This is a genomic window from Paenibacillus rhizoplanae (genome assembly GCF_042684125.1).
GTDB classification, from domain to species: Bacteria; Bacillota; Bacilli; order Paenibacillales; family Paenibacillaceae; genus Paenibacillus_AQ; species Paenibacillus_AQ rhizoplanae.
On the sequence record NZ_JBHUKY010000025.1, the window covers coordinates 102,063 to 126,298 of the forward strand.

At 53.8% G+C, this 24,236-nt stretch carries 20 protein-coding genes; 15 read left to right on the forward strand and 5 right to left on the reverse strand.

The window, feature by feature from the left end; translation table 11 throughout:
* Window positions 1-12: 12 nt before the first annotated feature.
* Window positions 13-480 carry a MarR family winged helix-turn-helix transcriptional regulator gene (locus tag ACFSX3_RS15705; protein WP_379256223.1) on the reverse strand — a complete coding sequence of 156 codons (468 nt, stop codon included), beginning with the start codon at window positions 478-480 and terminating at the stop codon, window positions 13-15.
* Between the two features lie 168 nt (window positions 481-648).
* On the opposite strand from ACFSX3_RS15705, the gene ACFSX3_RS15710 reads away from it, so the two are divergent.
* From ACFSX3_RS15710 to ACFSX3_RS15720, 3 genes are all read left to right on the forward strand, one after another.
* Window positions 649-2,103 carry an MFS transporter gene (locus ACFSX3_RS15710; protein WP_209993128.1) on the forward strand — a complete coding sequence of 485 codons (1,455 nt, stop codon included), beginning with the start codon at window positions 649-651 and terminating at the stop codon, window positions 2,101-2,103.
* A 120-nt stretch (window positions 2,104-2,223) separates the two neighbouring features.
* Entirely contained in the window at window positions 2,224-2,670 is a 447-nt protein-coding gene (locus ACFSX3_RS15715; protein WP_209993129.1) for a carboxymuconolactone decarboxylase family protein, read from the forward strand.
* Between the two features lie 96 nt (window positions 2,671-2,766).
* Window positions 2,767-3,663, forward strand: coding sequence for a sigma-70 family RNA polymerase sigma factor (locus ACFSX3_RS15720; protein WP_209993146.1), 897 nt, complete (start codon window positions 2,767-2,769; stop codon window positions 3,661-3,663).
* A 113-nt stretch (window positions 3,664-3,776) separates the two neighbouring features.
* Here ACFSX3_RS15720 and ACFSX3_RS15725 read toward each other — a convergent pair whose 3' ends face one another.
* Both ACFSX3_RS15725 and ACFSX3_RS15730 read right to left on the reverse strand, forming a co-directional pair.
* The gene (locus ACFSX3_RS15725) at window positions 3,777-5,135 is read right to left on the reverse strand and encodes a PFL family protein (protein ID WP_036700806.1); all 1,359 of its coding nucleotides are present in this window, start codon (window positions 5,133-5,135) and stop codon (window positions 3,777-3,779) included.
* Window positions 5,136-5,160: 25 nt separating this feature from the next.
* Window positions 5,161-5,430 carry an ACT domain-containing protein gene (locus tag ACFSX3_RS15730; protein WP_036700808.1) on the reverse strand — a complete coding sequence of 90 codons (270 nt, stop codon included), beginning with the start codon at window positions 5,428-5,430 and terminating at the stop codon, window positions 5,161-5,163.
* 233 nt (window positions 5,431-5,663) lie between these two features.
* Between ACFSX3_RS15730 and ACFSX3_RS15735 the strand changes: the two genes are divergently transcribed.
* From ACFSX3_RS15735 to ACFSX3_RS15750, 4 genes are all read left to right on the forward strand, one after another.
* Window positions 5,664-7,298 carry a GGDEF domain-containing response regulator gene (locus tag ACFSX3_RS15735; protein WP_209993130.1) on the forward strand — a complete coding sequence of 545 codons (1,635 nt, stop codon included), beginning with the start codon at window positions 5,664-5,666 and terminating at the stop codon, window positions 7,296-7,298.
* Window positions 7,299-7,347: 49 nt separating this feature from the next.
* Complete coding sequence (locus ACFSX3_RS15740) at window positions 7,348-7,719, forward strand: response regulator transcription factor (RefSeq protein ID WP_209993147.1); 372 nt, start codon at window positions 7,348-7,350, stop codon at window positions 7,717-7,719.
* A complete protein-coding gene (locus ACFSX3_RS15745; protein WP_209993131.1) occupies window positions 7,706-10,993 on the forward strand; it encodes an ATP-binding protein in 3,288 nt (1,095 codons plus the stop codon). The genes ACFSX3_RS15740 and ACFSX3_RS15745 overlap by 14 nt, the downstream gene beginning before the upstream one ends.
* 253 nt (window positions 10,994-11,246) lie before the next feature.
* Window positions 11,247-12,221 carry an aldo/keto reductase gene (locus tag ACFSX3_RS15750; protein ID WP_209993132.1) on the forward strand — a complete coding sequence of 325 codons (975 nt, stop codon included), beginning with the start codon at window positions 11,247-11,249 and terminating at the stop codon, window positions 12,219-12,221.
* A 758-nt stretch (window positions 12,222-12,979) separates the two neighbouring features.
* On the opposite strand, the gene ACFSX3_RS15755 is transcribed toward ACFSX3_RS15750, so the two are convergent.
* Window positions 12,980-13,684 carry a DUF421 domain-containing protein gene (locus tag ACFSX3_RS15755; RefSeq protein WP_209993133.1) on the reverse strand — a complete coding sequence of 235 codons (705 nt, stop codon included), beginning with the start codon at window positions 13,682-13,684 and terminating at the stop codon, window positions 12,980-12,982.
* Between the two features lie 208 nt (window positions 13,685-13,892).
* Between ACFSX3_RS15755 and lspA the strand changes: the two genes are divergently transcribed.
* From lspA to ACFSX3_RS15795, 8 genes are all read left to right on the forward strand, one after another.
* Complete coding sequence (gene lspA, locus ACFSX3_RS15760) at window positions 13,893-14,357, forward strand: signal peptidase II (protein ID WP_209993134.1); 465 nt, start codon at window positions 13,893-13,895, stop codon at window positions 14,355-14,357.
* 250 nt (window positions 14,358-14,607) lie between these two features.
* Entirely contained in the window at window positions 14,608-16,461 is a 1,854-nt protein-coding gene (locus tag ACFSX3_RS15765; protein WP_209993148.1) for an assimilatory sulfite reductase (NADPH) flavoprotein subunit, read from the forward strand.
* 33 nt (window positions 16,462-16,494) lie between these two features.
* Window positions 16,495-18,210, forward strand: a complete 1,716-nt coding sequence (gene cysI / locus ACFSX3_RS15770) for an assimilatory sulfite reductase (NADPH) hemoprotein subunit (protein ID WP_209993135.1) — start codon at window positions 16,495-16,497, stop codon at window positions 18,208-18,210.
* A 240-nt stretch (window positions 18,211-18,450) separates the two neighbouring features.
* On the forward strand, window positions 18,451-19,197 hold the full coding sequence (map, locus tag ACFSX3_RS15775; protein ID WP_036733023.1) for a type I methionyl aminopeptidase: 747 nt from the start codon (window positions 18,451-18,453) through the stop codon (window positions 19,195-19,197).
* A 177-nt stretch (window positions 19,198-19,374) separates the two neighbouring features.
* The gene (locus ACFSX3_RS15780) at window positions 19,375-20,805 is read left to right on the forward strand and encodes a PAS domain S-box protein (RefSeq protein ID WP_209993136.1); all 1,431 of its coding nucleotides are present in this window, start codon (window positions 19,375-19,377) and stop codon (window positions 20,803-20,805) included.
* Window positions 20,806-20,895: 90 nt separating this feature from the next.
* A complete protein-coding gene (locus ACFSX3_RS15785) occupies window positions 20,896-21,288 on the forward strand; it encodes an ATP-binding protein (RefSeq protein ID WP_209993137.1) in 393 nt (130 codons plus the stop codon).
* 21 nt (window positions 21,289-21,309) lie between these two features.
* Complete coding sequence (locus ACFSX3_RS15790) at window positions 21,310-23,319, forward strand: methyl-accepting chemotaxis protein (protein ID WP_379256233.1); 2,010 nt, start codon at window positions 21,310-21,312, stop codon at window positions 23,317-23,319.
* 10 nt (window positions 23,320-23,329) lie between these two features.
* Entirely contained in the window at window positions 23,330-23,599 is a 270-nt protein-coding gene (locus ACFSX3_RS15795) for an STAS domain-containing protein (RefSeq protein WP_339225465.1), read from the forward strand.
* Between the two features lie 103 nt (window positions 23,600-23,702).
* On the opposite strand, the gene ACFSX3_RS15800 is transcribed toward ACFSX3_RS15795, so the two are convergent.
* Complete coding sequence (locus tag ACFSX3_RS15800; RefSeq protein ID WP_036700824.1) at window positions 23,703-24,107, reverse strand: CBS domain-containing protein; 405 nt, start codon at window positions 24,105-24,107, stop codon at window positions 23,703-23,705.
* Window positions 24,108-24,236: the final 129 nt, after the last annotated feature.

Consider the following 24,236-nt stretch of genomic DNA (forward strand, 5'->3'; position numbering starts at 1 on the left):
CATTCAATACAGTTAGCCCTGTCCGTTCAGCCGGTCTGAGTTGCGGGTGACCTTGTGGAGCAGGTCGATCAGCGTATCCAGCTCGCGCTCGGTGAGATCCATGGACAGCTCGCGGTTGAAATCGTCCAGCAGCGTCTGGAAGACCGGGGCGAAGTCGAGCGCCTGGGGGGTTGGATACAGGAGGAAGGAGCGGCGGTCGGTCGGATCAGTCCGGCGCTCAATATATCCCGAGGCTTCCAAATGCTTGACGGAGCGGGTGGTTGTCGCTTTATCGCATTTAATCCGGCTGGTCATCTGATCCTGGGTGATTCCCGGATGACTCAGCACCAGCTTTAAGAAGCTATGCTGGCCTCCGCTGCCGATGCCGTAGGGAAGCAGCTCCTTGGCCAGTATTTTTTGGTTCTGACGGTGAAGATGAGAGATCAGCTTCCCGATCGGTTCTCTGACTGGTTCACTAACCGGTTCTTTATTTATAGTCACAATGGACACCTCGCTGAGGATGATAACGGCAGCCTACCAAGGGAATACCGTCTGCCTCAGATCTTACCGTAATTTTGTTGCGCACGCAACTAATTTGCAGTACACTGTGAAGGATTAGTTTGTTGCGTGTGCAACTATATTACATTGGATACAAGAGGGTGTTAGCGGATGAGCAGCTTAGAGGCGACCTATCAGGAGGATGCCGGGATACAGAAGAAGCGCTGGCTGATTCTGATCGTTCTTAATTTGTTTACTTTTATGTCTACACTGGACGGAAGTATTGTGAATATTGCGCTGCCAGTGCTGGTGAAGGAGCTGGGGCTGCCAGTAGCCCAGGTGGAGTGGGTAACAACCGGATATCTGATGGCGATCTGTTCGGTGATTCTGTTCTTCGGGAAGCTGGGTGACATCGCCGGAAAAATCAAGATGTTCAAGCTGGGCATGGTCGTCTTCACCATCGGCTCTCTGCTCTGCGGATTAAGCCACAGCTTGCCGCTGCTCATTGCTTCGCGAGTAGTGCAGGCGGTCGGCGCTTCGATGACCATGGCGAACAGCCAGGGCATTGTTACGGATATTTTCCCGTCAACGGAACGCGGCAAGGCTCTGGGCTTGATCGGAACCTTCGTGTCCCTCGGCAGTATAGCGGGGCCAAGCCTTGGCGGAATTATCGTATCGTCGATGGGCTGGGAGTATATTTTCTGGGTGAATGTGCCGATTGGAATTCTGGCGATTGCGCTGGGCTGGAAGGTGCTGCCGAAGGATCTGGTCCGTGTGAAGTCAGGGATTGATGTTCCTGGCAGCCTGCTGTTTGCCGTCTTCATAGTTTCTCTGTTCGCCGGATTGCTGCTCGGCCAGCAGCTTGGTTACGGGGATACCCGGATTCTTGCCGCTCTCACTGCTGCGGTTATTATCTTCATCGTCTTCCTGATCGTGGAGCAGCGCAGCGCTGGGCCGCTGCTTCAGCTGACCCTGTTCAAGAATCCCTTGTTCTCACTGAGCATATTCTGTGCCTTTCTGGTGTTCGTCTCGAACTTCTGCTTCAATATTATCGCACCGTTCTATGCGCAGAATATGCTGAATATGTCTCCCTTTGATGCAGGCTTCCTGCTTATGCTCTACCCGATCTGTATGGTGATAGTCGCTCCGTTAAGCGGGGCGTTGTCCGACAAAATCGGTTCGGAGCTGCTCACCTTCGCAGGGCTGATTGTGATGGTGATAGCCCAGTTCGGGCTGGCCCGGTTGCATGAGGGCAGTCCGGTTATGCTGGTCGGCGTCTGGATTGCCATGCTCGGCATCGGCAGCGGGATGTTCGGCTCACCGAACAATTCGCTGATTATGTCCACAGTGCCGCGAACACAGCTGGGCTCGGCAGGCAGTGTGAATTCGCTGGTCCGTAATGTGGGGATGGTCGTCGGAATTACCGTAGCCACCTCGATCCTCTTCAATGTAATGAGCAGCAAAGCCGGCTACCGGGTAACCGGGCTGGTGGAAGGACGTCCTGAGCTGTTCCTCTCAGGGATGCATGTAGTCTTCCTGACTTCGTCCGGGATCTGCCTGTTATCGGCGCTGCTTACCGGTTGGCGGCTGTTCTCCTCGCGGAGGGCTAAGAGCCTGAGCGCATAAAGTGTATAAAAGAGCAGGGCTGCGGAACTTCGCTGTCCTGCTTTTGTTTTGTCACAACATCCGTCCCCATCTTGTCTACAGTTATGAAGAGCAATACAATCATAATGGAGGCGACCTAATTTGAGTCTACGAATGAATTATCGTGAGGTTAACGGCCCGGCGTTCCGGGCAATGATGGCGCTGGAGCAGCATGCAGGAAGCCGCAGCAAGGATAAAGTGCTGTATGAACTGGTTAAAATACGGGTCTCCCAGATCAACGGCTGTGCGTTCTGTCTGGATATGCATGGCAAGGATCTGATGAAGCTGGGCAACTATGCCGATCATATTCTGCTGCTGAGTGTGTGGCGCGAAGCGCCGTTGTTCAGTGCGAAGGAACGTGTGCTGCTGGAATTCGCCGAGCAGGTCACGCTGATCAGCGAAGCTGGAGTTCCGCTGGAGCTGTACGATAAGATGCTTACGCACTTTAGCGAAGAGGAACTGGTAGACTGGATTATGGCGATCAATACGATCAACAGCTGGAACCGGATTGCCATTACGACCGGGATGTTCCCGGGCTGCTTCGGCTAAGGATTAGGACAGGAGTGTAAGGAAGGAGAGCTGCGTGAAGTGGACAGGGGTAAAATAAAGGCTCAGGCCGAGACGCCTGCAGAGGGAAATCCAGGTATGGAGGAGCTGTACCAGAATTATAAAAGCTATGCCTTCTCCATTGCGTACCGGATGCTTGGCGTGGTTGCCGATGCGGAGGATGCGGTGCAGGATATGTTCGCTGAGCTGCAGCACCGGGACCGGAGCGGCATTCAGAATATCAAAGCCTATGTGGCTAAAGGCGTGACCAACCGCTGCCTTAATATGCTGAACTCGGCACGCAGCCGCAGAGAGACTTATATCGGGGAGTGGCTGCCGGAGCCGGTAAGCGAGGGATACGATGGCCCGGAAGCGGCGGCAGAACGCAAGGATAATCTGTCGTATGCTTTTCTGGTGCTGCTGGAGCGTCTGTCTCCCACGGAGCGTGCGGTATTCATACTGCGGGAAGCCTTTGAATACGACTATGAAGCCATTGCCGGAATGGTAGGCAAGTCGGGCAGCAACTGCCGGCAGATCTTCAGCCGGGCCAAGCGTATCCTGCAGACAGAGCCGGCTTCCCGGTTACCCTCGCTCCGATATGGAGCAGTCACCGAGAATCTGCTGGTGCGCTTCACTGCCGCGTTCACCTCCTATGATGTGGGCGGCATGCTGGAGCTGCTGGGCGAGCATCCGGTCCTGGTTGCCGACGGCGGGGGCCGCGAGGTGCATACGATTCTCCGGCCGATGACCGGCCGCCGGGGAGTTACTGCACTGCTGACCTCGAAGCGGGTTATGCACTATTTGCGGGAGTGGAAGCCTTCCTGCGGGCTGCTGAACGGTGAGCCGGGTCTGATCTTCACCGATCAGGGAGTCGTGAAGTGCGTGCTCTGCCTGAGTACGGATTCCAGCGGGGAACGGATTCAGAACCTGTATCTTTTAATGGACCCTGTCAAGCTGTCCCATATTACCGTACCGCCGGAGCCGCCGCAGAGCTGATGTCCGGCAACAACCAATAAGACACGTTACTCTCCCTGAGCGGGAAGGCAACGTGTCTTTATTGGTTGTTAGGGGTGTGGGAACATATTCAGCCGGATAGCCTGCACGCTCACTTAATTCTTGAAGCTGTGGATAGGCGCGGGAATCCGCCCGCCGCGGTTGACGAAGCCCGCACAACTGAACGGGTTGACGGCCATGACTGGAGCGTATCCGAGCAAGCCGCCGAATTCGACCATCTCACCGACGTCCTTGCCGATGACCGGAATGACGCGGACCGCCGTGGTCTTGTTGTTGACCATCCCGATGGCGGCTTCATCGGCAATGATGCCTGCGAGGGTCTCTTTGCTGGTGCTGCCGGGAATGGCAATCATGTCAAGGCCTACCGAGCAGACACAAGTCATAGCTTCGAGCTTCTCCAGAGTCAGCGCCCCGCGCTGGACAGCCTGGATCATGCCGTGGTCTTCGCTGACCGGGATGAAGGCGCCGCTTAAGCCGCCGACATAGGAGGAGGCCATGACTCCGCCTTTTTTGACATTGTCGTTCAGGATAGCGAGTGCAGCGGTGGTACCTGGGGCTCCTGCTTCTTCAAGGCCCATGACCTGGAAGATCTCAGCGATGGAATCGCCGATCTCGGGAGTGGGGGCCAGCGACAGGTCAATAATGCCGAACGGCACATTCAGGCGCTTGGAGGCTTCCTGGGCGACCAGCTGGCCGACACGGGTAACCTTGAAGGCTGTACGCTTGATTGTCTCGCACAGGGTCTCGAAGTCCTGCCCTTTCACCTCTTCCAGTGCCCGCTTGATCACACCCGGGCCGCTTACGCCAACGTTAATCACACACTCCCGCTCGCCCACCCCGTGGAAGGCACCGGCCATGAACGGGTTATCCTCCACCGCATTGCAGAATACGACCAGCTTGGCACAACCGATGGAGTCACGGTCTTTGGTACGCTCAGCCGTCTGGAGAATGATGTCACCCATCAGCTTCACGGCGTCCATGTTGATGCCGCTGCGCGAGGAGCCGACGTTAACGGAAGAGCAGACTCTCTCGGTCACCGCCAGCGCTTCCGGGATACTGTCAATCAGAATCCGGTCGCCCTTGGTACAGCCCTTCTGCACCAGCGCGGAATATCCGCCGATGAAGTTGACGCCTACCTCCTTGGCCGCCTTGTCCAGAATCTGGGCGACAGGCACGTAGGTATCGGTATGTACAGCCCCCGCAGCAATCGAAATCGGCGTTACGGAGATCCGTTTGTTGACAATCGGCACCCCGAATTGGCGCTCCAGATCCTCACCGGTCTTCACGAGCTTTTCGGCGGAGCGGGTAATTTTGTCATACACCTTCTGGTTGAACACCTTCATGTCGGTATGGGCGCAGTCCATCAGGCTGATGCCCATCGTAATGGTGCGGACATCCAGGTTCATTTCCCGGATCATTTTATTCGTCTCCTGAACTTCTACAATCGAGATCACTAGTGCTCACTCCTCTCTTCGCCGGTTAAATCCGGTGCATAATATTGAAGATATCCTCATGCTGCAGCTTGATTTCCACACCGATGTCTTCCCCTACCTGCTGAAGCTCCTCCACAATCTCCTCGAAGGACTTGCTGGGGGCAGAGATGTCCACAATCATCATCATGTTGAAATAATCCTGCACAATCGTCTGGGAGATGTCCAGAATGTTCAGATTGTGCTCTGCGAGGTATGTACACACTTTGGCGATAATGCCTACCTTGTCTTTCCCGAGTACCGTAATAATCCCCTTCAATTAAAAAGCCTCCCGTTATCCATCGTCTGTAATCTTCGCTCATTGCCGCATTAACGGAATGAACGATTTTAATTATTATGTCAAATCAAGGTTAGGTTATCAACCAAAGCTTTTGTGTCGGGCTGATCAGAGATTTGAGCTTGCATTTTCCTGAGGGTATAATAATGTTGACACTTGATGTAAAATATGATTTATTGGATTTTTGAATGATAAGCTGGACATAAGGAGCTATTATGACAACGAGAAAATATAAAGAGCTAGTTGAAGAGCGCACGAGAGAAACGCTGCAGAAATGGTCGGAACAGTCAGTAGTCGAGGAGAAGGATATTTATCGTTTCCTGCATAATTTGAAGGGTACCTCGGGTACTGTGGGTCTTGATGCTGTAGAGGCGTTCTCCGGCAATGCGCTGCTCTATTTCTCGGATGACAATCATAGAAGCTGGACGGAAGCAGAGTGGGGCGATTATATCTATCCGCTGCTGGAGCTGTTTGAGGAGCCGAAACCTGTGGGTGCGCTGCCCCCTCTGACTCCGGGGATTTCATTGTCCCACGGCAATGTCCACCAGCAGTACGAAATTCTGATCGTGGACGATGATGTGGAGCTGGTTGCTTTTTTGCGGGAATCGCTGGAGCGGGAGTCTTATTATGTCAGCATTGCGCTGTCGGCAGGACGCGGACTGAAGCTTTTTTATGAGACGAAGCCGGATTTGATTCTCCTTGATATTCTGCTGCCGGACCGCAGCGGGATTGATGTGCTGAAGCAGATTATCGGCAAAGCCAAAAAAGAGCGGATTCCAATCATTATTATCAGCGGCGAGCATTCCATAGAGGTTCAGAAGTATGCCTATTCGCTGGGTGTTATGGATTATATACAGAAGCCGGTGGACATTGATTTGTTCCTGGTCCTGATCAAGAACCGCTTTGAGCTGAAAAAGGAGTGGCAGAAATCGATCATTGTCGATGAGCTGACCGGGGCGTTCAACCGCAAGTATTTCAACCAGACGATGAAGCAGCTGATCGCCGATTTCAGACGGACAGGCCGGACCTTCTCCCTCGCTCTGCTGGATCTCGATCTGTTCAAGCAGATTAACGATACTTACGGGCATCTGATGGGGGACGAGGTGCTGCAGAGCTTCTCGGAGCTGGTGAAGCAGTCCATCCGCACGGAGGATACCTTCTGCCGCTATGGCGGTGAGGAGTTTGCCTTGTTCATGCCTAATACCCCTGCGGCGCAAGCGCTGCTTGTGATGGAGCGGATTCAGGAGGTCTTCGCGGCCCGGGAATTCGAGGGCAAACGCGAGAGCTTCCATGTTACCTTCTCCTGCGGGGTGACCGAGGTCACCCAAGAGGCGCCGGATGCCGATACACTTGTAGAGGAAGCGGATCTGGCGCTCTATGCCAGCAAGCATAACGGCCGGAACCAGAGCACCCTGTACAGCCAGGAGCTGCTGCTGGGCCAGCGCGAGACGCTGCTTAACGTTATTATTGTGGATGATGATCCGCTCATCCGCAGAATTGTGACGACCCACTTCGCTGCATGGCAGCCGGGGACCACCGCCAGGGTGAAGGTTGCCAGTTATGCGGACGGCGCAATTTTTCTGGAATCGGACTGGTATGCTCCTGAAGAGAAATATATTATTCTGCTGGACGGCGTCATGCCGGGGCTTGACGGGCTGGAGGTACTGGAGAAGATCCGCAGCAGCTATCCTGAGCTGAACATTCTCGTGATTATGCTGACCGGGCGCAATAATCAGCGGGATATTATCCATGCCCTGCAGATGGGGGCGGATGATTATGTCATTAAGCCGTTCCATCTGCCGGAGCTGCTGACCCGCATTGAGCGTCTGGCCCACCGGTTTCTGTTCTAAATGCAATACATCCCAAGCAGGGATGACTGAAAGGTGAGAGTGAGCTATGGTGCAAAAAGTACTGATTGTAGATGATGAAGAGGTTCTGCGCATGCTGATTGAGGATACGCTGGAGGATTTGGAGAATGTGGAGGTTCATACCGCCGAGAATGGGGGCGAGGCGCTTGCCAAGCTGGCGGAGGCCCCTTACGACCTGGTGATTCTGGATTACATGATGCCCGTAATGACCGGCATTGAAGTGCTGAGCGAGCTGGACGGGGAGCTGAAGAGCCGGACGCCGATTATGATGCTGACAGCGAAGGCACAGGAGATGGACCGTAACCGGGCCAGAGAGGCGGGAGCCCGTTATTTCATGCCCAAGCCGTTTAGCCCGATGGAGCTGCTGCAGCTCGTGGAGGACATTCTGAGTGAGAAACCTTAAGCTTAAAGACCGGAGCATCAAAACGAAATATTACCGGATTCTTCTGCTGCTGTTCGTGGCCATTATGGCCGGAGGAATCGGGCTTGTCTTCTATATCAATGCCCAGCAGGAACAGCTGGATCAGAAACGTGATGTGCTGCAATATAAGACGGCGACGATTAACGAGCTGGCGGTGACGCTCAGCGAGGTCTTTTTCCGGGCGAGAGGTTATGTGGCTACCCAGAGTGAGAATGAGCTTGCGCTGCTGAACACTGCGCTTAAGGGGCTTGACGGCATTCTGGATCAGTATTCCTCCCTGAAGCTGTCGGCTGAAGAAGTCCGGTACAGAGATGACCTCAAGGTGTTCTATGAACAGTACAAGAGCCAGACCCTGCCTGAAGTGATGCTCTTAGTGAAGAATAATGATTACGAGGGAATCCGGAACTTGTCCCAAAGCGGCAGTACCCGGGCTGTGAACGAATACCTGAGCTACACGAAGCAATTCAAAGCCAATTCGGATGCGCTGCTGAATGAGCTGAACTCCCGCTCCATCAGGCAGGCGGATACGTTCACTTTTGTTGCTTTTCTGCTTAGCACCCTGCTGCTGCTGTTCTTCACGCTGCTGATCTGGCGGATGCTCAAAATTATCATCGATCCGATTGTGAAGCTGGAGGAAGCAACGAATTCGCTGGCGGCCGGTGATGCGGTTCTGCTCGGTAAGCTGCATAAGCAGGATGAGATCGGGCGGCTCTATGACGCCTTCCTGAATATGGCCCATAGCATTCAGGACAAAGAGGAAGAGCTGATGATGCAGAATGAAGAGCTGCACGCCCAGCAGGACGAGCTGCAGGATCAGCAGTACAGGCTGGAGCGGTCACTCAGTGAAATCGAGAGCATGATGAAGGCGCTGAATCAGACCTCTGCCGTCGGCATTCTGTCGAACAAAGGCGTGTTCACTTACGCGAACGATAATCTGAGCGTCTACACAGGGTATAAGAGCTCCGAGGTTATCGGGTACACCTACCGGCTGTTTGAGCTGCATAATATTTCGGAATCACAAGAAGAGCAGTTGATCCGCAAGCTGTCGACCGGCGGAGTGTGGAGCGGGGAGACGGAGCTTGCGACGAAGGAAGGCTCGCCGCTCTGGCTGCAGCTGACAATCATGCCGTATCTGAACGATGAAGGCCAGATTTACCAGTATATTCTGATTGCCAATAACATTACCTCGATGAAGAATGTGCAGCAGGAGCTGGCGGAGACGCTGACAAGCACGGAGCAGACGTCCATGATGCTGGAGCTTAACAATCAGCTGAATCATGAAATCACCTATACGCTGGACAAGCAGGAGTTCGCTGACAAGTTCAACACATTCATGAACCGTCTGTACTCGTTTGACTCCAGTCTTTTCCTGCTGGTCAAGGATAAGATTGCGGTGGTCAAGGGGGTTCCGCCGGAGAATGTGGAGCGGTACATCGGTGAGGGCAGCGAAGAGATTCTGTACCGCCTGAGCGTGGAGAAGTCGTATATGGTGAAGCGGGTGGGCTCGGTCAGAGAGCAGGGGATATCCGCTAATGAGGTGTATTGTTACGATTACTATACGACCGTGGTGAATGCTGAGGATGAGATTCTGGCGGTCTTCTGCGGAACGCGCATCGGGCATCCGTTCACGGAGGAAGAGACCAGCGAAATTCAGGGGATGATGAACCGGGTCGCCCTGGCCATTGAACGCCTGTTCATGTACGAGGAGATTGAGAATGGCCGCAAGCTGAATCAGGATATTGTGAACAACGTCAATGAGGGCATCCAGTTCGTCGGTACAGACGGCGTCATTCAGCACATTAACAAGGCGCTGAGCCAATTGTTCAGCTATGAGGACTGGACGGAAGGCATGCTGATTCCCCAGGAGCGCTGGATGGAGCATTTCACCTCCCGGGTGAATGAATCAGAAGAGCTGGAACGCTTTTACCAAAAGGCGATGTCCGGGCATACTGTTGACTCCAGTGCGATGAAGTATTCTATCGGCAAGGAAGATATGAAGCATGTGGATGCCTATGCCATACCGGTCTTCCGCCGGGAGGTCCGGGTGGGGACACTGTTCGTCCACCGTGACATTACCCGCGAGTATGAGCTGGATCTGATGAAGTCGGAGCTGGTCAGTACCGTCAGCCATGAGCTGCGGACGCCGCTGTCGAGTGTACTGGGCTTCACAGAGCTGCTGCTGTCCAAAACGATGAAGCCGGAGAAGCAGCTGAAATATCTGGAGACCATTCATAAGGAAGCCAAGCGTCTGACGGAGCTGATCAACGACTTCCTGGACCTGCAACGGATGGAGTCCGGTACACAGCTGTACAATGTGGAGAAAGTCAACCTTAGCGAGACAGTCCTGAGTGTCATCGATCAGTATAAGCTGAGCGGTACCCACCATATTCTGCTGGAGGATGAGGCGCTGAATCCCGAGGTTGAGGTAGACAAGGATAAAATTATCCAGGTGCTGACCAACCTGCTGAGCAATGCGATCAAGTTCTCGCCGGGCGCAGGTGAAATTAAGGTTATGCTTCATAACGAACCGGGCATCATTACTGTACGGATTCAGGACAACGGACTCGGGATTCCGAAGAATCAGATCGGGCAGCTGTTCCAGAAATTCCGCAGGGTGGACAATAGTGCCTCCAAGCGGATTGGCGGTACGGGGCTCGGCCTGGCGATCTGCAAGGAGATTATTGAGAAGCAGAACGGCACAATCGGGATTGAATCCGTTGAAGGCGAAGGCTCGACGGTATGGTTCCGTCTTCCGGTGATGCAGGCAGAGACCGGCCACCCCGAGGAGGAACCGTCCCTTAGATGGAGCGCTGGCAAGGAGCAGAAGCCGGATGTGATGATTGTGGAGGATGATTACAGCCTGTCGCTGCTGCTCTCGGAGGAGCTGAAGGGCAAGGGCTTCCGGGTCACCCATCACTACCATCCGCAAAAAGCTTTTGACCAGGCCGTCAAAACGCCCTTCGTAGCGATCGTTGTGGATCTGATGCTGGGCGATGATCTGGACGGCTGGGATTTGATCCGCATGCTCAAGAACGATCCCCGGACCGAGAAGGTGCCGATTGTAATCTCCTCGGCGCTGGATAAGGACGATAAGAGCATGATGGATAACGTGCAGAAATATCTGACCAAACCCTATCCGCCCGGCGAGCTGTCGGGTACGCTTCAGGAGATAGTGGACATTCAGCTGAAGACAGGCGAGGTACTGTTCCCGGATAACGGTGAGGCCGGGCATGGAGCGGTGGTTGAGGAGAGTTAGATTGAGTATCGAGTGAGTGCTGAGTATCTGCTTAGTGGGTACATTGGTAATGCAATAATATGATGGATTATAGATATTGTGGAACAAGTCTCTTTTGGGGGGCTTGTTTTTTTGTGTATTTGGGGGTTCTCTCGGGTGGGGGAAGGGGAAGAGGGGGAGCGAAATCCCAGCAAAACTTGCTTTAGAGTGGGCTCTAAGGGTTATAGTGAATATGAAGCAGCCAATCTAGCAGGAGTGAAAGGGAGGAATTGCGATGAAGTACAGTTATTTGGGTAAATCGGGGTTGAAGGTCAGCCAGTTGTGTCTGGGGACGATGAATTTCGGACCGGAGACGGAGGAGAAGGATGCCTTCAGAATTATGGATACGGCCCTCGATGCGGGAATTAATTTCTTCGATACGGCGAATGTGTACGGCGGCCAGGACCGGCGGGGCTGGACGGAGGAAATTATCGGCCGCTGGTTTCAGCAGGGCGGCGGACGACGCGAGAAGGTAGTGCTGGCCACCAAGGTCTACAATGACATGTTGGACGAGCAGGACGGTCCCAACTCCGGCTCAGGCTTGTCTGCTTACAAGATCAGACGGCATTTTGAAGGCTCGCTGCGGCGCCTGCAGACGGATCATATTGAACTATATCAGATGCATCATATCGACCGGAACGTATCGTGGGACGAGCTGTGGGGCGCGTTCGAGATCCTGGTGTCCCAGGGCAAAGCCGATTATATCGGCTCCAGCAATTTCGCGGGCTGGCATATCGCTGCTGCCCAGGCGAAGGCTAAGGAGCGCCATTTCCTCGGCCTTGTCTCCGAGCAGCATCTCTACAATCTGCTGGAACGGACGCCGGAGCTCGAAGTGCTGCCCGCCTCACAGGAGCTGGGCCTGGGTGTCATTCCGTGGAGTCCGCTGGCCGGAGGCCTGCTGGGCCGCAATGCACTCGCCAAGACCGGAGTTCGCAGCGCCCGTTCGGCCAAGCTGGAGCAGCACCGCAGCCAGCTGGAGCAGTTCTCCGCGCTCTGCAAGGAGCTGGGCGAGCATGAGGATCAGGTCGCTCTGGCCTGGGTACTGGCGAATCCGGCGGTGACTGCACCGATTATCGGGCCGCGTACGATCGAGCAGTTCGAGGACTCGCTGCGGGTAACTGAGATCACGCTGGATGAAGAAACGCTGAAGAAGCTGGACGAGATCTTCCCCGGACCGGGCAAACCGGCACCGGAAGCTTACGCCTGGTAAGCTAGTTTTTGCACCCATACATGAATAACGGCCGGATGTTCCCTGCGGGGAGCATCCGGCCGTTTTGTTATTTGGGAGAGGATGATATGGTGTCCGCAACTTGCCCAAGTTGTGACTCTCCTTCGAAATAAGCGCGTCTCAGTCCGTTACACCTTGCCAAACGCCCGAATGAACACCTCCCTTCTTCATCTGGGAATGCCACTTGATGGGGGGACCTCCACTCCTGTACTCCTTCAGGCATTATAGAGCTCCATCTACTAGTTTAAATCTGACGCTGTACTAAATGAGCCAATGAGGAGTATTAGTGCACCTGAATTGAGCGGACGGTGGTTAAATGAGCCGATGAGGAGCATTAGTGCACCTGAATTAAGCAGACGGGGGGAAAGTGAGCGAATGAAGAGCACTATTGCACCTGAATTGAGCGGACGGGGGATAAGTGAGCCAATGAGGAGCATTAGTGCACCTGAATTCAGGGGACGGTGGTTAAATGAGCAACTTTTCCCGCTTAAACAGCGCAGAGGACGGAACGACCCGTGTAAAAGCGTCAGCGGTCGCCTTGGTCTCCAGATTTTTACCACTTAATAAATTTAAATAAAATCTGGAGACCACAGTTATTGGAACAACGGTCCATTCGCGGAGCGTCCACCCAAGTGCGCACGTTGATTCTACTCCAAAATAAAGAGCTGTCCCAGTCAGCTGTTCATGGCTTTTGGGACAGCCCGTAGTAGTCCTACTTGTTCTGCTTCGCTCCTCTCAGCTCAGACCTCACCCGGCTTTGCCTGCTGCCGGACCGATTCAACCACACATAATTCGCCCTCCTCATTCAGCTCAGCATAAGCAACAGAGGCCGGATCAGGATAGCCGCTCTTCCGCAGCTCCTGCATCAGCCAGCTTTTATTTTTGCCCAGGCTCTCCAGTGCCGTATACCGGATTTCGCCCGATTCTATCAGGCTCTGCGGAAGCTGTACCTCCCGCGCGGGGATCTGAAGCTCCTCCCGGGTGGCCGGTTCATACGAAGGTTTCTTCAATAGGCTTAAGGAGCCGTTCGTTTCATAGATGGCATAGGCTACCTCGTTGATAGAAAAGGTATCCTTGGCCCGCAGCATCATCCGCAGCTGCTCGAAGTCCAGATTGTTGCGGCGCAGCTTCTCCAGATCGACTTTACCGTCCCGGATCAGAATCTCCGGCTCCCCTTCCAGCGGCTTGCGCAGCTTGCGGATATGCTGGGTAACCTTTTCAAAGAGGATAGAGAGTACCGTCCAGACAGCCAGGGTGAACAGCAGCATAAGGACAGAATGCTTCTCTTCATATATGGTTTCACCGACCAGATCTCCCAGAATTACGGCAGAGATGAAGTCAAAGGGCGTAAGAGCAGAGATTTCTTTTTTGCCCAGCAGCCGGGTCATGACCCATAATCCGATGAAACCGGCGATTAACTTAATGAATATTGAACCGTACTCCATGAGTAACCACCTTCCAGAATGTGAATGGATTTAAGAGTGTTTAACCAGTGTTCCAAGCGGTGTAACATGCAAATTGATCCTGCGTTACAGCAGCGTGCCGGTTGCCGCCCGGGCATCAGGGTGAATCAGGTCAATGACCTGTGGTAGACTGGATTCGGGGACAGGTAACGGGGCTGGGAACAACAAGAGAAGAGACGGGGGGCGTGAGATGCTTTTTTATCTGATAGCTGCAATAGTCCTGATCCTTGATCAGACCACCAAGTGGATAGTGCGCACCCATATGGAGCTCGGGGAGATCCTTCCTTCCTGGAGCCCGCATATGCGGTTTGAGTATTATGAGAACAGCGGCGCAGCCTTCAGCTCCTTTCAGGGTTACGGGAAGTATTTTGCTATTGTCGCTGTTGTTTTTGTAGCTGCAATATTCTATTACCGGCGCCAGGGCGCCATCCGCGGACCCCTGCTCGAAGCAGCCAGCGGATTTCTGGTTGGAGGAGCTGTAGGCAATGGCATCGACCGGGTGATCTATCATCAGGTTACAGATTTCCTGGTGTTCGGGAGCCGCGGCGGGATTATGAACCTGGCCGATCTGGCCATTAATGCCGGAGGCATCCTGATCTTAGTCTACCTGCTGCTGGACCACTTCCGGCCAAAAACAGCCCGCGGACGGTTATAAATACTGTGTTCAGACCGCTTCGGGCTATCATATTATCTAATGCAAGTTATCATTATTAGTAATGAACCCGCCTAAATCAGAGCATTTTACTATGATTTAGACGGGTTTTGTGCATTTTATACATATATTTACCTTATTATCTACATAGTTCCTGTTATATGATGCGTTGATCGTTTCCTGCGAATGTGTTAGCCTGAGTTCATGATATTAAGAGGAAAGAAGATTGCACGCTAAGGAGAGGTCGATATTGTTGCAACTACAAGTTACGAACAGTCCTTTTAATGAGAACCAGGCAGAGCTGCTGAACCAGCTTCTGCCCACGCTGATACCTTCACAGCAGGTATGGTTGAGCGGGTATTTATCTGCCCTGTCGCTGCAGGGCAACCAGGGATCAAGCGTTCTGGCTGTATCCCCTGCTGCTCCAGCAGTAGTAGTAGAGTCGGCAACAGCCGCTCCGCCGCAAAGCTCGCGTGAAGTGACCGTATTGTTCGGCTCCCAGACCGGCAACTGCCAGCGGCTGGCGGTAAGCCTCTCCCGCAAGCTGGAGGAGCAGGGCTTCAAGGTCACGGTGTCTGCAATGAACAGCTTTAAGCCCAACGGACTGAAGAAGACAGAGAACCTGCTGCTGCTGGTCAGCACCCATGGCGAAGGGGAACCGCCGGATAATGCCCGTGCCTTCCATGAGTTCCTCTACAGCAAAAGAGCCCCGCAGCTTCCAGGCTTGCGCTTCTCGGTACTCGCGCTGGGCGATACCTCCTATGAATTCTTCTGCCAGACGGGCAAAGACTTCGATCAGAAGCTGGAAGAACTGGGCGCACAAAGGTTAAGCCCGCGTGTAGATTGCGACCTCGATTATGATGAGCCGGTGGCCGAGTGGTTCGGCCAGGTCATCAGCGCGCTTAACGGCGCGCAGAATGCTGCAGGAATTGCGGATGCAGCGGTTCAGGCTGCGGAGAGCGCAGAGTCGCTGGAATCAGGCTTTTCACGAAATCATCCTTTCCATGCCGAAGTACTGGAGAATCTTAATCTGAACGGCCGCGGCTCAGACCGTGAGACCCGCCATCTGGAGCTGTCACTTGCCGGATCGAATATTACCTTTGAGCCGGGGGATTCCCTTGGCGTCTATCCCGAGAACCATCCGCAGCTGGTAGAAGAGATCATTGCCGCTATGGGCTGGACTGCGGACGAACGTGTTCCGCTGAACAAGAAGGGCGAAGAAGGCACGCTACAGGAGGCGCTGCTGCGGCATTATGAAATTACGGTGCTGACGAAGCCGCTCCTGGAGCAGGCTGCCGGGCTTACCTCCGCACCTGCCCTGAAGGAGCTGCTGGCCCCCGGGCGGCAGCAGGAGCTGAAGGAGTATATCCAGGGCCGGGATCTGCTGGATCTTATTCAAGACTATGGACCCTGGGAGGCTCCGGCCAGCATCTTCGTGACCATCCTGCGCAAGCTTCCGGCCCGGTTGTATTCCATAGCCAGCAGCTATAATGCGAACCCGGATGAAGTACACTTCACCGTGCGGGCTGTACGTTATGAGTCACATGGCCGTGAGCGCTACGGCGTCTGCTCGGTACACTGTGCTGAGCGTGTACAGCCGGGTGCCACTTTGCCGGTGTATATCCAGAACAATCCGAACTTTAAGTTGCCCGCTGATTCTAGTGTACCGGTGATCATGATCGGTCCGGGTACAGGCGTGGCCCCGTTCCGTTCCTTCCTGGAGGAACGTGAAGAGCAGGGGGCAGAGGGTCCAAGCTGGCTGTTCTATGGCGACCGTCATTTCGTTACAGACTTCCTCTACCAGACGGACTGGCAGCGGATGCTGAAGGATGGTGTCCTCAGCAGGCTGGATGTGGCCTTCTCACGCGACACTGAAGAGAAGGTATACGTACAGCACCGTATCCTGGAGCATAGCAAGGAGTTGTACCGCTGGCTGCAGGAAGGGGCGCATGTCTACGTGTGCGGCGATGAGAAGCATATGGCCCATGATGTGCATTCCGCACTCATTACAGTGATCCAGGAGGAAGGCGGACTAAGCCCGGAAGCGGCTGCCGCTTATCTGGAGACTCTTCAACAGGAGCAGCGTTACCAGCGGGATGTCTATTAGGCGGGACTTAAACGAAAGAGGAGAGAATCAGCAATGGCAAACAATGAATCAGCGGTGAAGCCGATTGGCGGACCGCCGAGTGATGTTGAACATATCAAGCTGGAGAGCAATTATTTGCGCGGGGCGCTTGTCGAGACCCTCAGCAATCCGATTACAGGAGGGCTGCCGGAGGATGACAACCGGCTGCTGAAATTCCACGGCAGCTACATGCAGGATGACCGGGATCTGCGCAATGAGCGGGAGCGCTCCAAGCTGGAGCCGGCTTTCCAGTTCATGCTGCGGGTAGTAGCGCCCGGCGGCGTGGCGTCTGCTGCACAGTGGCTTGTCATGGATGAGCTTGCTCATAAGTACGGCAACGGGACACTGCGCCTGACGACGCGGCAGGCTTTTCAGATGCATGGGGTGCTCAAATGGAATCTCAAGAAGACGATCAGAACGATTAACGACACCCTGATGACTACACTTGCGGCCTGCGGTGATGTTAACCGTAACGTGATGAGCGGCCCGAACCCTTATCAATCCGAGGTTCATGCCGAGGTCCAGGAATGGGCTAACAAAATCAGCGATCACCTTGCCCCGCGTACCCGCGCGTATCATGAGATCTGGCTGGACGGCGAAAAGGTTGTGGACAGCAAGGTGGTTGAGCCGATCTATGGACCGGTCTATCTGCCCCGCAAATTCAAAATTGGCCTGGCGGTGCCTCCGTCCAATGATGTAGATGTGTTCTCCCAGGATCTGGGCTTCATCGCCATTTTGGAGGACGGCAAGCTGGCCGGCTTCAACGTGTCGGTCGGCGGCGGCATGGGGATGACGCACGGCGATACGAATACGTATCCCCAATTGGGACGGATCATCGGCTTCTGCCGTCCGGAGCAGATGATTGATCTGGCGGAGAAGACGGTTACGATCCAGCGTGATTACGGCAACCGTTCGGTCCGCAAGAATGCCCGCTTCAAGTACACGATCGACCGGCACGGACTGGAGTGGTTCAAGGGAGAGCTGCACGAACGGCTGGGCTGGACGCTGGAGCCTGCGCGCGGCTATCACTTCGATCATAATGGCGACCGGTACGGCTGGGTGAAGGGGATGGACGGCAAATGGAACCTGACGCTCTATATCCAGAGCGGACGGATTCAGGATCAGGAGGGCTACCCGCTGATGACCGGCCTGCGCGAGATTGCCAAAATTCACAGCGGAGACTTTCGGCTGACCCCGAACCAGAATCTGATCATCGGCGGAGTGACCCAGGCGAAGAAACGCAAGATTACAGAGCTTGCCAAGCAGTACGGGCTGACGGACGGGGCCCATCATTCTGCACTGCGCAGAAGTGCGATGTCCTGTGTAGCACTGCCGACCTGCGGGCTGGCTATGGCGGAAGCGGAGCGTTATCTGCCGTATCTGCTGGATAAGCTGGAGGTTATCATAGATGAAGCCGGGCTGCGTAATGAAGAGATTATCATCCGTATGACCGGCTGCCCTAACGGCTGTGCCAGACCGGCGCTGGGCGAGATTGCTTTTATCGGCAAAGGTCCGGGCAGATATAATATGTACCTGGGTGCAGGCTTTACCGGAGACCGGCTGAACAAGCTGTACAAGGAGAACATTGATGAGCAGGAGATTCTGGCCACTCTAGAGCCGATTATTCATGGTTATGCCAAGGAACGCGCTGCTGGTGAACACTTCGGCGATTATGTGATCCGCAGCGGATATGTCAAGGCCGTTACTTCGGGTCTCAATTTCCACGACTGACGGCTAATGCCTGGCGGTCTGCATATGCCGTAGTTAACAATAACTTGTACAGATTAGCCATCAAGGGAATGCAAATCATGAGCCTGTTTTCTGGTGTTTTTGCGGGAGACAGGTTTATTTTGTTTGTTTATTTGGATTTTCGGCGGTTTTCTTTCATAATATAGAGTAGCAATACACCATTATAACTAAGAGCCATTATATATAGTGAGTAATGGATTCTGTACAGAAGAGGCGAATTGAATGATCATTATGAAATCGATGGAAGAGATTGAGAAAATGCGGGCAGCCGGTAAAATACTGGCGGAATGCCACCGGCAGATTGCCGGGTTGATCAAGCCGGGAATTACGACCTGGGAGATCGACCAGTTTGCCGAGAAGTTCATCCTCTCCCAGGGAGCAACCCCGGAGCAAAAAGGCTATCACGGTTATCCGTATGCTACCTGCGCATCTGTGAATGATGTCATCTGCCATGGCTTCCCGAAGCATGAGGAGCTGAAGGATGGAGATATTGTAACGATTGATATGGTAGTCAACCTGAACGGCTGGCTGGCGGATTCGGCCTGGTCCTACGGGGTGGGTACAATTAGTGAGCAGGCGGAGAAGCTGCTGGCGACGACCAAAGAATCTCTGTTCAAAGGCATCGAGCAGGCTGTAGCCGGCAACCGCATAGGGGACGTAGCGCATGCTATCCAGGTATACGCCGAATCTAACGGCTATTCCGTAGTCAGGGATTTCATTGGTCACGGGATTGGCTCCGAGATGCATGAAGCCCCTGAAGTGCCTCATTACGGCCCGGCGGGCAAAGGCCCGCGGATTAAGGAAGGCATGGTGTTCACCATTGAGCCCATGCTCAATACAGGCAGCTACCGGACCAAGGTGGATGCAGACGGGTGGACTGCGCGCACCATTGACGGAGGTCTGTCGGCCCAGTATGAGCATACGCTGGCGGTCACCCCGCAGGGGACCATTATTCTGACAGAGCTGTAAGGCTAAGCTTCAGCCTGATAACTTCATGCAGATTGTAAGATTAACCCGGACTGTGGTCATGTTTTCATGCCGCAGACCGGGTTTTTCTGTCTAACTGTGTCGGAATTCACGGCTTGCTTCTTTTTTATTGCATATAATGGGTAGACTTTAATGCTGAATAGAATAGAGGCTTGTGTAATGGCAACCGATAAACCGTGTAAGAATCTGCATCGCTCTCCCAGCCCGGCGCAGTGTATGGAGCATTATGGCTGCATCTATGAGAACAATCATCTCATTACGTTGCTGGTGGACCCGGAGAGTGGCGGTATTACTGATGCGAACCGGGCAGCCTGTGAGTTCTACGGCTACAGCATCCGGCAATTCAGGCAACTCCGGATCTGTGATCTGGCCGCTGACCGGACTTCGGGGGTTCAGGAGTTTGTGGATAAGGCGCTGCCTGAAGGCATGGACGGGAAGAACCGTGTGTTCATCGACCGCCATATCCAGGCCCGCGGGGAGCCCATCGATGTGGAGGTTCATACCGGCATGATGACGATGCTGGGGAAGAATTGCGTGTATACCGTAATTCATGATATCAGCGAACGGGTCCGCTCGGAGCAGCGGCTCAGAGAAAGCGAGGAGCGGTACAGGGATCTGGTCGAGCTCTGCCCCGAGCCCATTCTGGTCTACAGCGGGGGCACGATCCTGTTCGCCAACAAGCAGACTGAGCGGATGTTCGGCAATCCGAGGCAGGAGCTGATCGGCAGGAGGATCGAGGATTTCTTCGAGGAAGTGTACTTTCAGAGTGCGGAGCATAACAAGCTGCAGACAACAGGTCTGCTGAAGGAACGCTTCCGTATTGAGCAGCGGCTGATCAGGCAGCAGGACAACCGCATCTTTGATCTTGAAATTTCCGGCGTGCCGGTTATTTATGAGGAGTCCAAGGCGCTGCAGCTGGTGTTCAGGGATATCACTGAGAGCAAGAGGGAGATGGAGCGGGCGGTCCGGCTTCAGGAGCACCGGCATGCGGTATCCTTTCCGCTCTACAGCAAGGCGGTTCTGGAGAAGCTCTACATTCCGGCAAGAACCTTAAGCGGCGATTTCTTCATCTTCCATAAAGTCAATGAAGAGCAGGTCATCGGCTTCATCGGTGATGTGACGGGGAAGGGGATTACGGCCGCGCTGAATATCTCGGCCCTGCGGGTACTTTTCATGGACAGCCTGTCCTGTACACAGGACCCCGTGCAGGTGTTGAACGATCTGAATTCCAAAGCGCTGCAGCATCTGGGTGAGGATTATGTCGCCGGCTGCTGCTTTCTGCTCGACTTCAAGACAGGACAGCTCAAGGCTGCCGGAGCCGGGATTAATGAATTTCTCTATGTTCCCCGGGGCAGGGGCATGGAGAGGGTCATCGTTAAGGGGGCACCGCTCGGCATGTTTGAGAGCAGTGAGTTTGAGGAGAAGACCCTCCCGTTCGAGTCCGGAGACCGTTTTTGCTTTTATAGTGACGGAATGGAGCTGCTGTTCAGCACAGAAGAGCTCGGGCGGGAGCACAGTTATCTTCTGGAGAGGTTTGCCGGGGCTGCTCTGCAGGATGACTGCACCTGGCTCAGTCTGAATATCAAATGACGGACGGGGATTGCTGCTGTAAGGGGAGGGTAGAGTGTCAAGCAGGAGCATCAGCAGAGCGGCGATTACAGAACCTTTAAGGAGTGGGCCATGGAAGCTATTCATAAGGAAGTGATGCTTCACGGTCTGGAGCATCATCAGATGATCATTGACGGAATCATTCGGGAGCTTGACCTCGAAGCCCATGCTTTTGATATCCGCCTGATTCTGATCGAAGCGGTAACCAATGCCTATTATCACGGGAACCTCAGCGATTGCAGCAAGCCGATTACCATCCGTTATCTGCTTATGGATCAGCTGCTTAAGCTTCAGATTGAGGATTCGGGGGCCGGGGACGGCAAGGTGGTGTTCCCGGAGGCTATCGGGAACCATGAATTGATGGATGAAGGGGGCCGGGGCTTGTATCTGATCCGCTGCTTCTCGGACAGTGCTGAGATGATACATCATACGATGTACATCAGCAAGAGTATCGGTTCCTTATAGAGTCAAGAAGGGGAGAGTTCTGTGAAATTAAGTTTAAAAGTTAAAATGAGCATCCTGTTGCTTCTGATTATCAGTATCCCGCTGGGCATATCCGGCTACGTATCCTATCAGCTGGCATCCGGTGCCTTGCAGAAGACGATTGAAGAGGAATTAAGAGGGACCACTGCTTCTGCTGCGAAAGCGGTGGATGCCGAGCTTGAAGCAGTTGGCACGAATCTGGGAATCGCCAGCAAAAATAGCGTATTGGCCGATTTTGCCGGGAATCCGTCTGTGGCGTCCCTCAAAAGCACAGCGTTTTATTATATTTCCGGTGTGCAGAAAGACAACACCAAGCTATTGGAATCGCTGATTATCGCAGATACAAACGGCAGGGTGCTGATGACTAGCAGCTCCGGGGAGACGGGGCCTGATGTGAAGGACCGTCCGTACTTCCAGGAAGCGCTGCAGGGCAAGGACGCAGTCAGTGAGGTTATCCTGTCACGGGAGACGAATCAGTACATCGTAGCGATCGCCAGACCGCTGCGGGTGAAGGATCAGATTACCGGCGTGCTGATCGGAACCGCCTTGTTTGAGAATATCGCCTCACCGGTGACAGAGGTGAAGATTGGAGAGCATGGATACGGATATATGCTTGACCGTACCGGTCTCATCGTCTCGCATCCGGAGCAGGACAAGGTCCTGAAGGAGAAGCTGGACAGCGGCAGCAATGCTGAATTAAATGCGCTGGTCCAGCGGATGAAGGCGGGAGACACCGCGCATGGCTTCTACACCTATGAAGGCGTACATAAATATGTTTCTTTTCAGCCCGCAGGCCATTGGGTTGTAGCCACAACGGCCAATGTGCAGGATTACATGGCTCCGGCGGCCGAAATCCGTAACACTACGCTGATCCTCATCCTGGTCTGTATTGCCATTGCTATGGTGGCAGCGTATTTCTTCACCACCCGGAATATTGTGAATCCGATCCGGAAGCTGGAGCGAGCCATGGGCCTGGCAGGTGACGGCGACCTGACCGTTCATACGTCAATTCAAACCGGGGATGAGCTCCAAATGCTGAGTGAATCGTTCAACACCATGATTGACAAACAGGAGGCGATTATTGAGAAAGTGAGAGCGGGTTCCCTGTCCCTCACCTCCATGTCGGAGGAGATGGCGGCATCTTCAGAGGAGATCAGCGCCTCTATTCAGGAAATCAGCTCCAGTACCCAGGAGATTGCATCCGGCGCAGAGAACAACAACCAGTCGGTCATCAATGCTTCCCAGGTGCTCGTTCAGCTCTCCAGTCTGGTGCAGCTGGCGCAGAGCAAGGCGTCGGCTACCTCCGGCAATGCGGAGACTACTCATCAGGCGGCACAAGAAGGAAGAGCCAGAGTCATTCATACCGTAGAAGCAATGAATACCATTCACAGCAGCACCAAAGAGACCGAAGCATTATTGTATACGGTCAGCGGGTTGTCGGAGAAGGTATCCGCAATTACCGGTACCATCAACAAGATTGCCGAGCAGACGAATCTGCTGGCTCTGAATGCGGCAATTGAAGCCGCGAGAGCAGGAGAGAACGGCCGAGGCTTCAGTGTGGTGGCCGGTGAAGTCCGGAAGCTGTCGGATGAGACCCACACCAATGCCGGTGAGATTACGGATCTGGTCAACGAGATGATCTCGCGGATTACCGAGGCCGTAGATTCGATGAGAGGCGCTGCCGGAGCAGTAGAGAGCGGTGTGAGCATTGTGAATGAGACGGACCGAGCCTTCGTCCATATCATACAGTCTGTTGAGATGATCACGGATAATGTGCAGGAGATTCTGGATATTACCAGAGATGAAGTAGCTACCTCAGACCAGATCATCAAGCTGATTGATTCTATGGGCACGATCTCGGAACTCGCGGCAGCAAACACAGAGAATGTATCCAGCGCTACAGAAGAACAGGCGGCTACGGTCAATAATTTTGCAGCCTCCGCCCAGGAGATCAGTGCCATGGCTAATGAGCTGGAGATTCTTGTAGAGAAATTTAAAATCAGGGGTGAGTAGCTTGAGCGAGATGATCATTGAGATGCCGGAGCTGTTCTCGGTTGAGGAAGCCGGTCAGTTCAGGGAGACAGTACGGGGTTATATTCTTGGGGGACATTCAAGCTTCCTGCTTGATTTCGGGACCTGCCGTTTCATTGACAGTACCGGTCTTGGAGTGATTGTCAGCTCCTACAAGAAATGTGTAGAGGCGGGAGGCACCATCAGGCTGACGGGCCTGAACGACAATGTACGGAAGATTTTTGAGCTGACCCGCCTGACCCATGTGTTTGAAATCATATAGACCTGTTAACTTGAACAAAGGCAGGGCCGCCCTTCACAGGACGGTCCTGCCTTTGCCGTTGCTTTCGGTTGAATCACTTGATCCTGCAATGCGGCGCATCCTGCTAATCGGTGATGTTCCGCGTGTAATACTCGATGATGTCCTTGCGGCGGATGATGCCGAGGAAGATTCCGCTGTCGTCCACTACCGGAACGAAGTTCTGGTCTGCTGCCAGAGTCAGCATATCCTCCATCTGCGCGTGGATCTCGACGCTCTCGTTATGCACATGACGCTGAATGGAGCCAACGGTCACCTCGTTCATATTCGCGAAGCTCAGTCCGTCGGTGTTCTTCAGCTTCCATAGCAGATCGCCCTCCGACAAGGTCCCAACATATTTACCGGCATCGTCAATAATTGGAATGGCCGAATAATAATGATTCTCCAGCTGATCCAGCGCTTCCCGCATAGAGATCGAGGAAGTAATGAACGCAACCTGATCCTTGGGCAGCAAAAATGAGGATATTTCCATAGGTTAGTCTCCTTTACAGTAGGATGAAGGAGTCAATTTCATAATTCGATTTGTTAAATAGCAAGACTGGGCCAAAATCTAAGGTCACATTTTTAAAAAGATTAGGCGATTTGCTGAGAGTTTCTCAAC

Excerpts from the sequence above, each read along its gene's own strand:
- ACFSX3_RS15710 (WP_209993128.1), top strand. The coding sequence starts at position 649 with ATGAGCAGCTTAGAGGCGACCTATCAGGAGGATGCCGGGATACAGAAG.
- ACFSX3_RS15720 (WP_209993146.1), top strand. The coding sequence starts at position 2,767 with ATGGAGGAGCTGTACCAGAATTATAAAAGCTATGCCTTCTCCATTGCG.
- ACFSX3_RS15735 (WP_209993130.1), top strand. The coding sequence starts at position 5,664 with ATGACAACGAGAAAATATAAAGAGCTAGTTGAAGAGCGCACGAGAGAA.
- ACFSX3_RS15750 (WP_209993132.1), top strand. The coding sequence starts at position 11,247 with ATGAAGTACAGTTATTTGGGTAAATCGGGGTTGAAGGTCAGCCAGTTG.
- ACFSX3_RS15755 (WP_209993133.1), bottom strand. The coding sequence starts at position 13,684 with ATGGAGTACGGTTCAATATTCATTAAGTTAATCGCCGGTTTCATCGGA.
- lspA (WP_209993134.1), top strand. The coding sequence starts at position 13,893 with ATGCTTTTTTATCTGATAGCTGCAATAGTCCTGATCCTTGATCAGACC.
- cysI (WP_209993135.1), top strand. The coding sequence starts at position 16,495 with ATGGCAAACAATGAATCAGCGGTGAAGCCGATTGGCGGACCGCCGAGT.
- map (WP_036733023.1), top strand. The coding sequence starts at position 18,451 with ATGATCATTATGAAATCGATGGAAGAGATTGAGAAAATGCGGGCAGCC.
- ACFSX3_RS15780 (WP_209993136.1), top strand. The coding sequence starts at position 19,375 with ATGGCAACCGATAAACCGTGTAAGAATCTGCATCGCTCTCCCAGCCCG.
- ACFSX3_RS15785 (WP_209993137.1), top strand. The coding sequence starts at position 20,896 with ATGGAAGCTATTCATAAGGAAGTGATGCTTCACGGTCTGGAGCATCAT.
- ACFSX3_RS15795 (WP_339225465.1), top strand. The coding sequence starts at position 23,330 with ATGATCATTGAGATGCCGGAGCTGTTCTCGGTTGAGGAAGCCGGTCAG.
- ACFSX3_RS15800 (WP_036700824.1), bottom strand. The coding sequence starts at position 24,107 with ATGGAAATATCCTCATTTTTGCTGCCCAAGGATCAGGTTGCGTTCATT.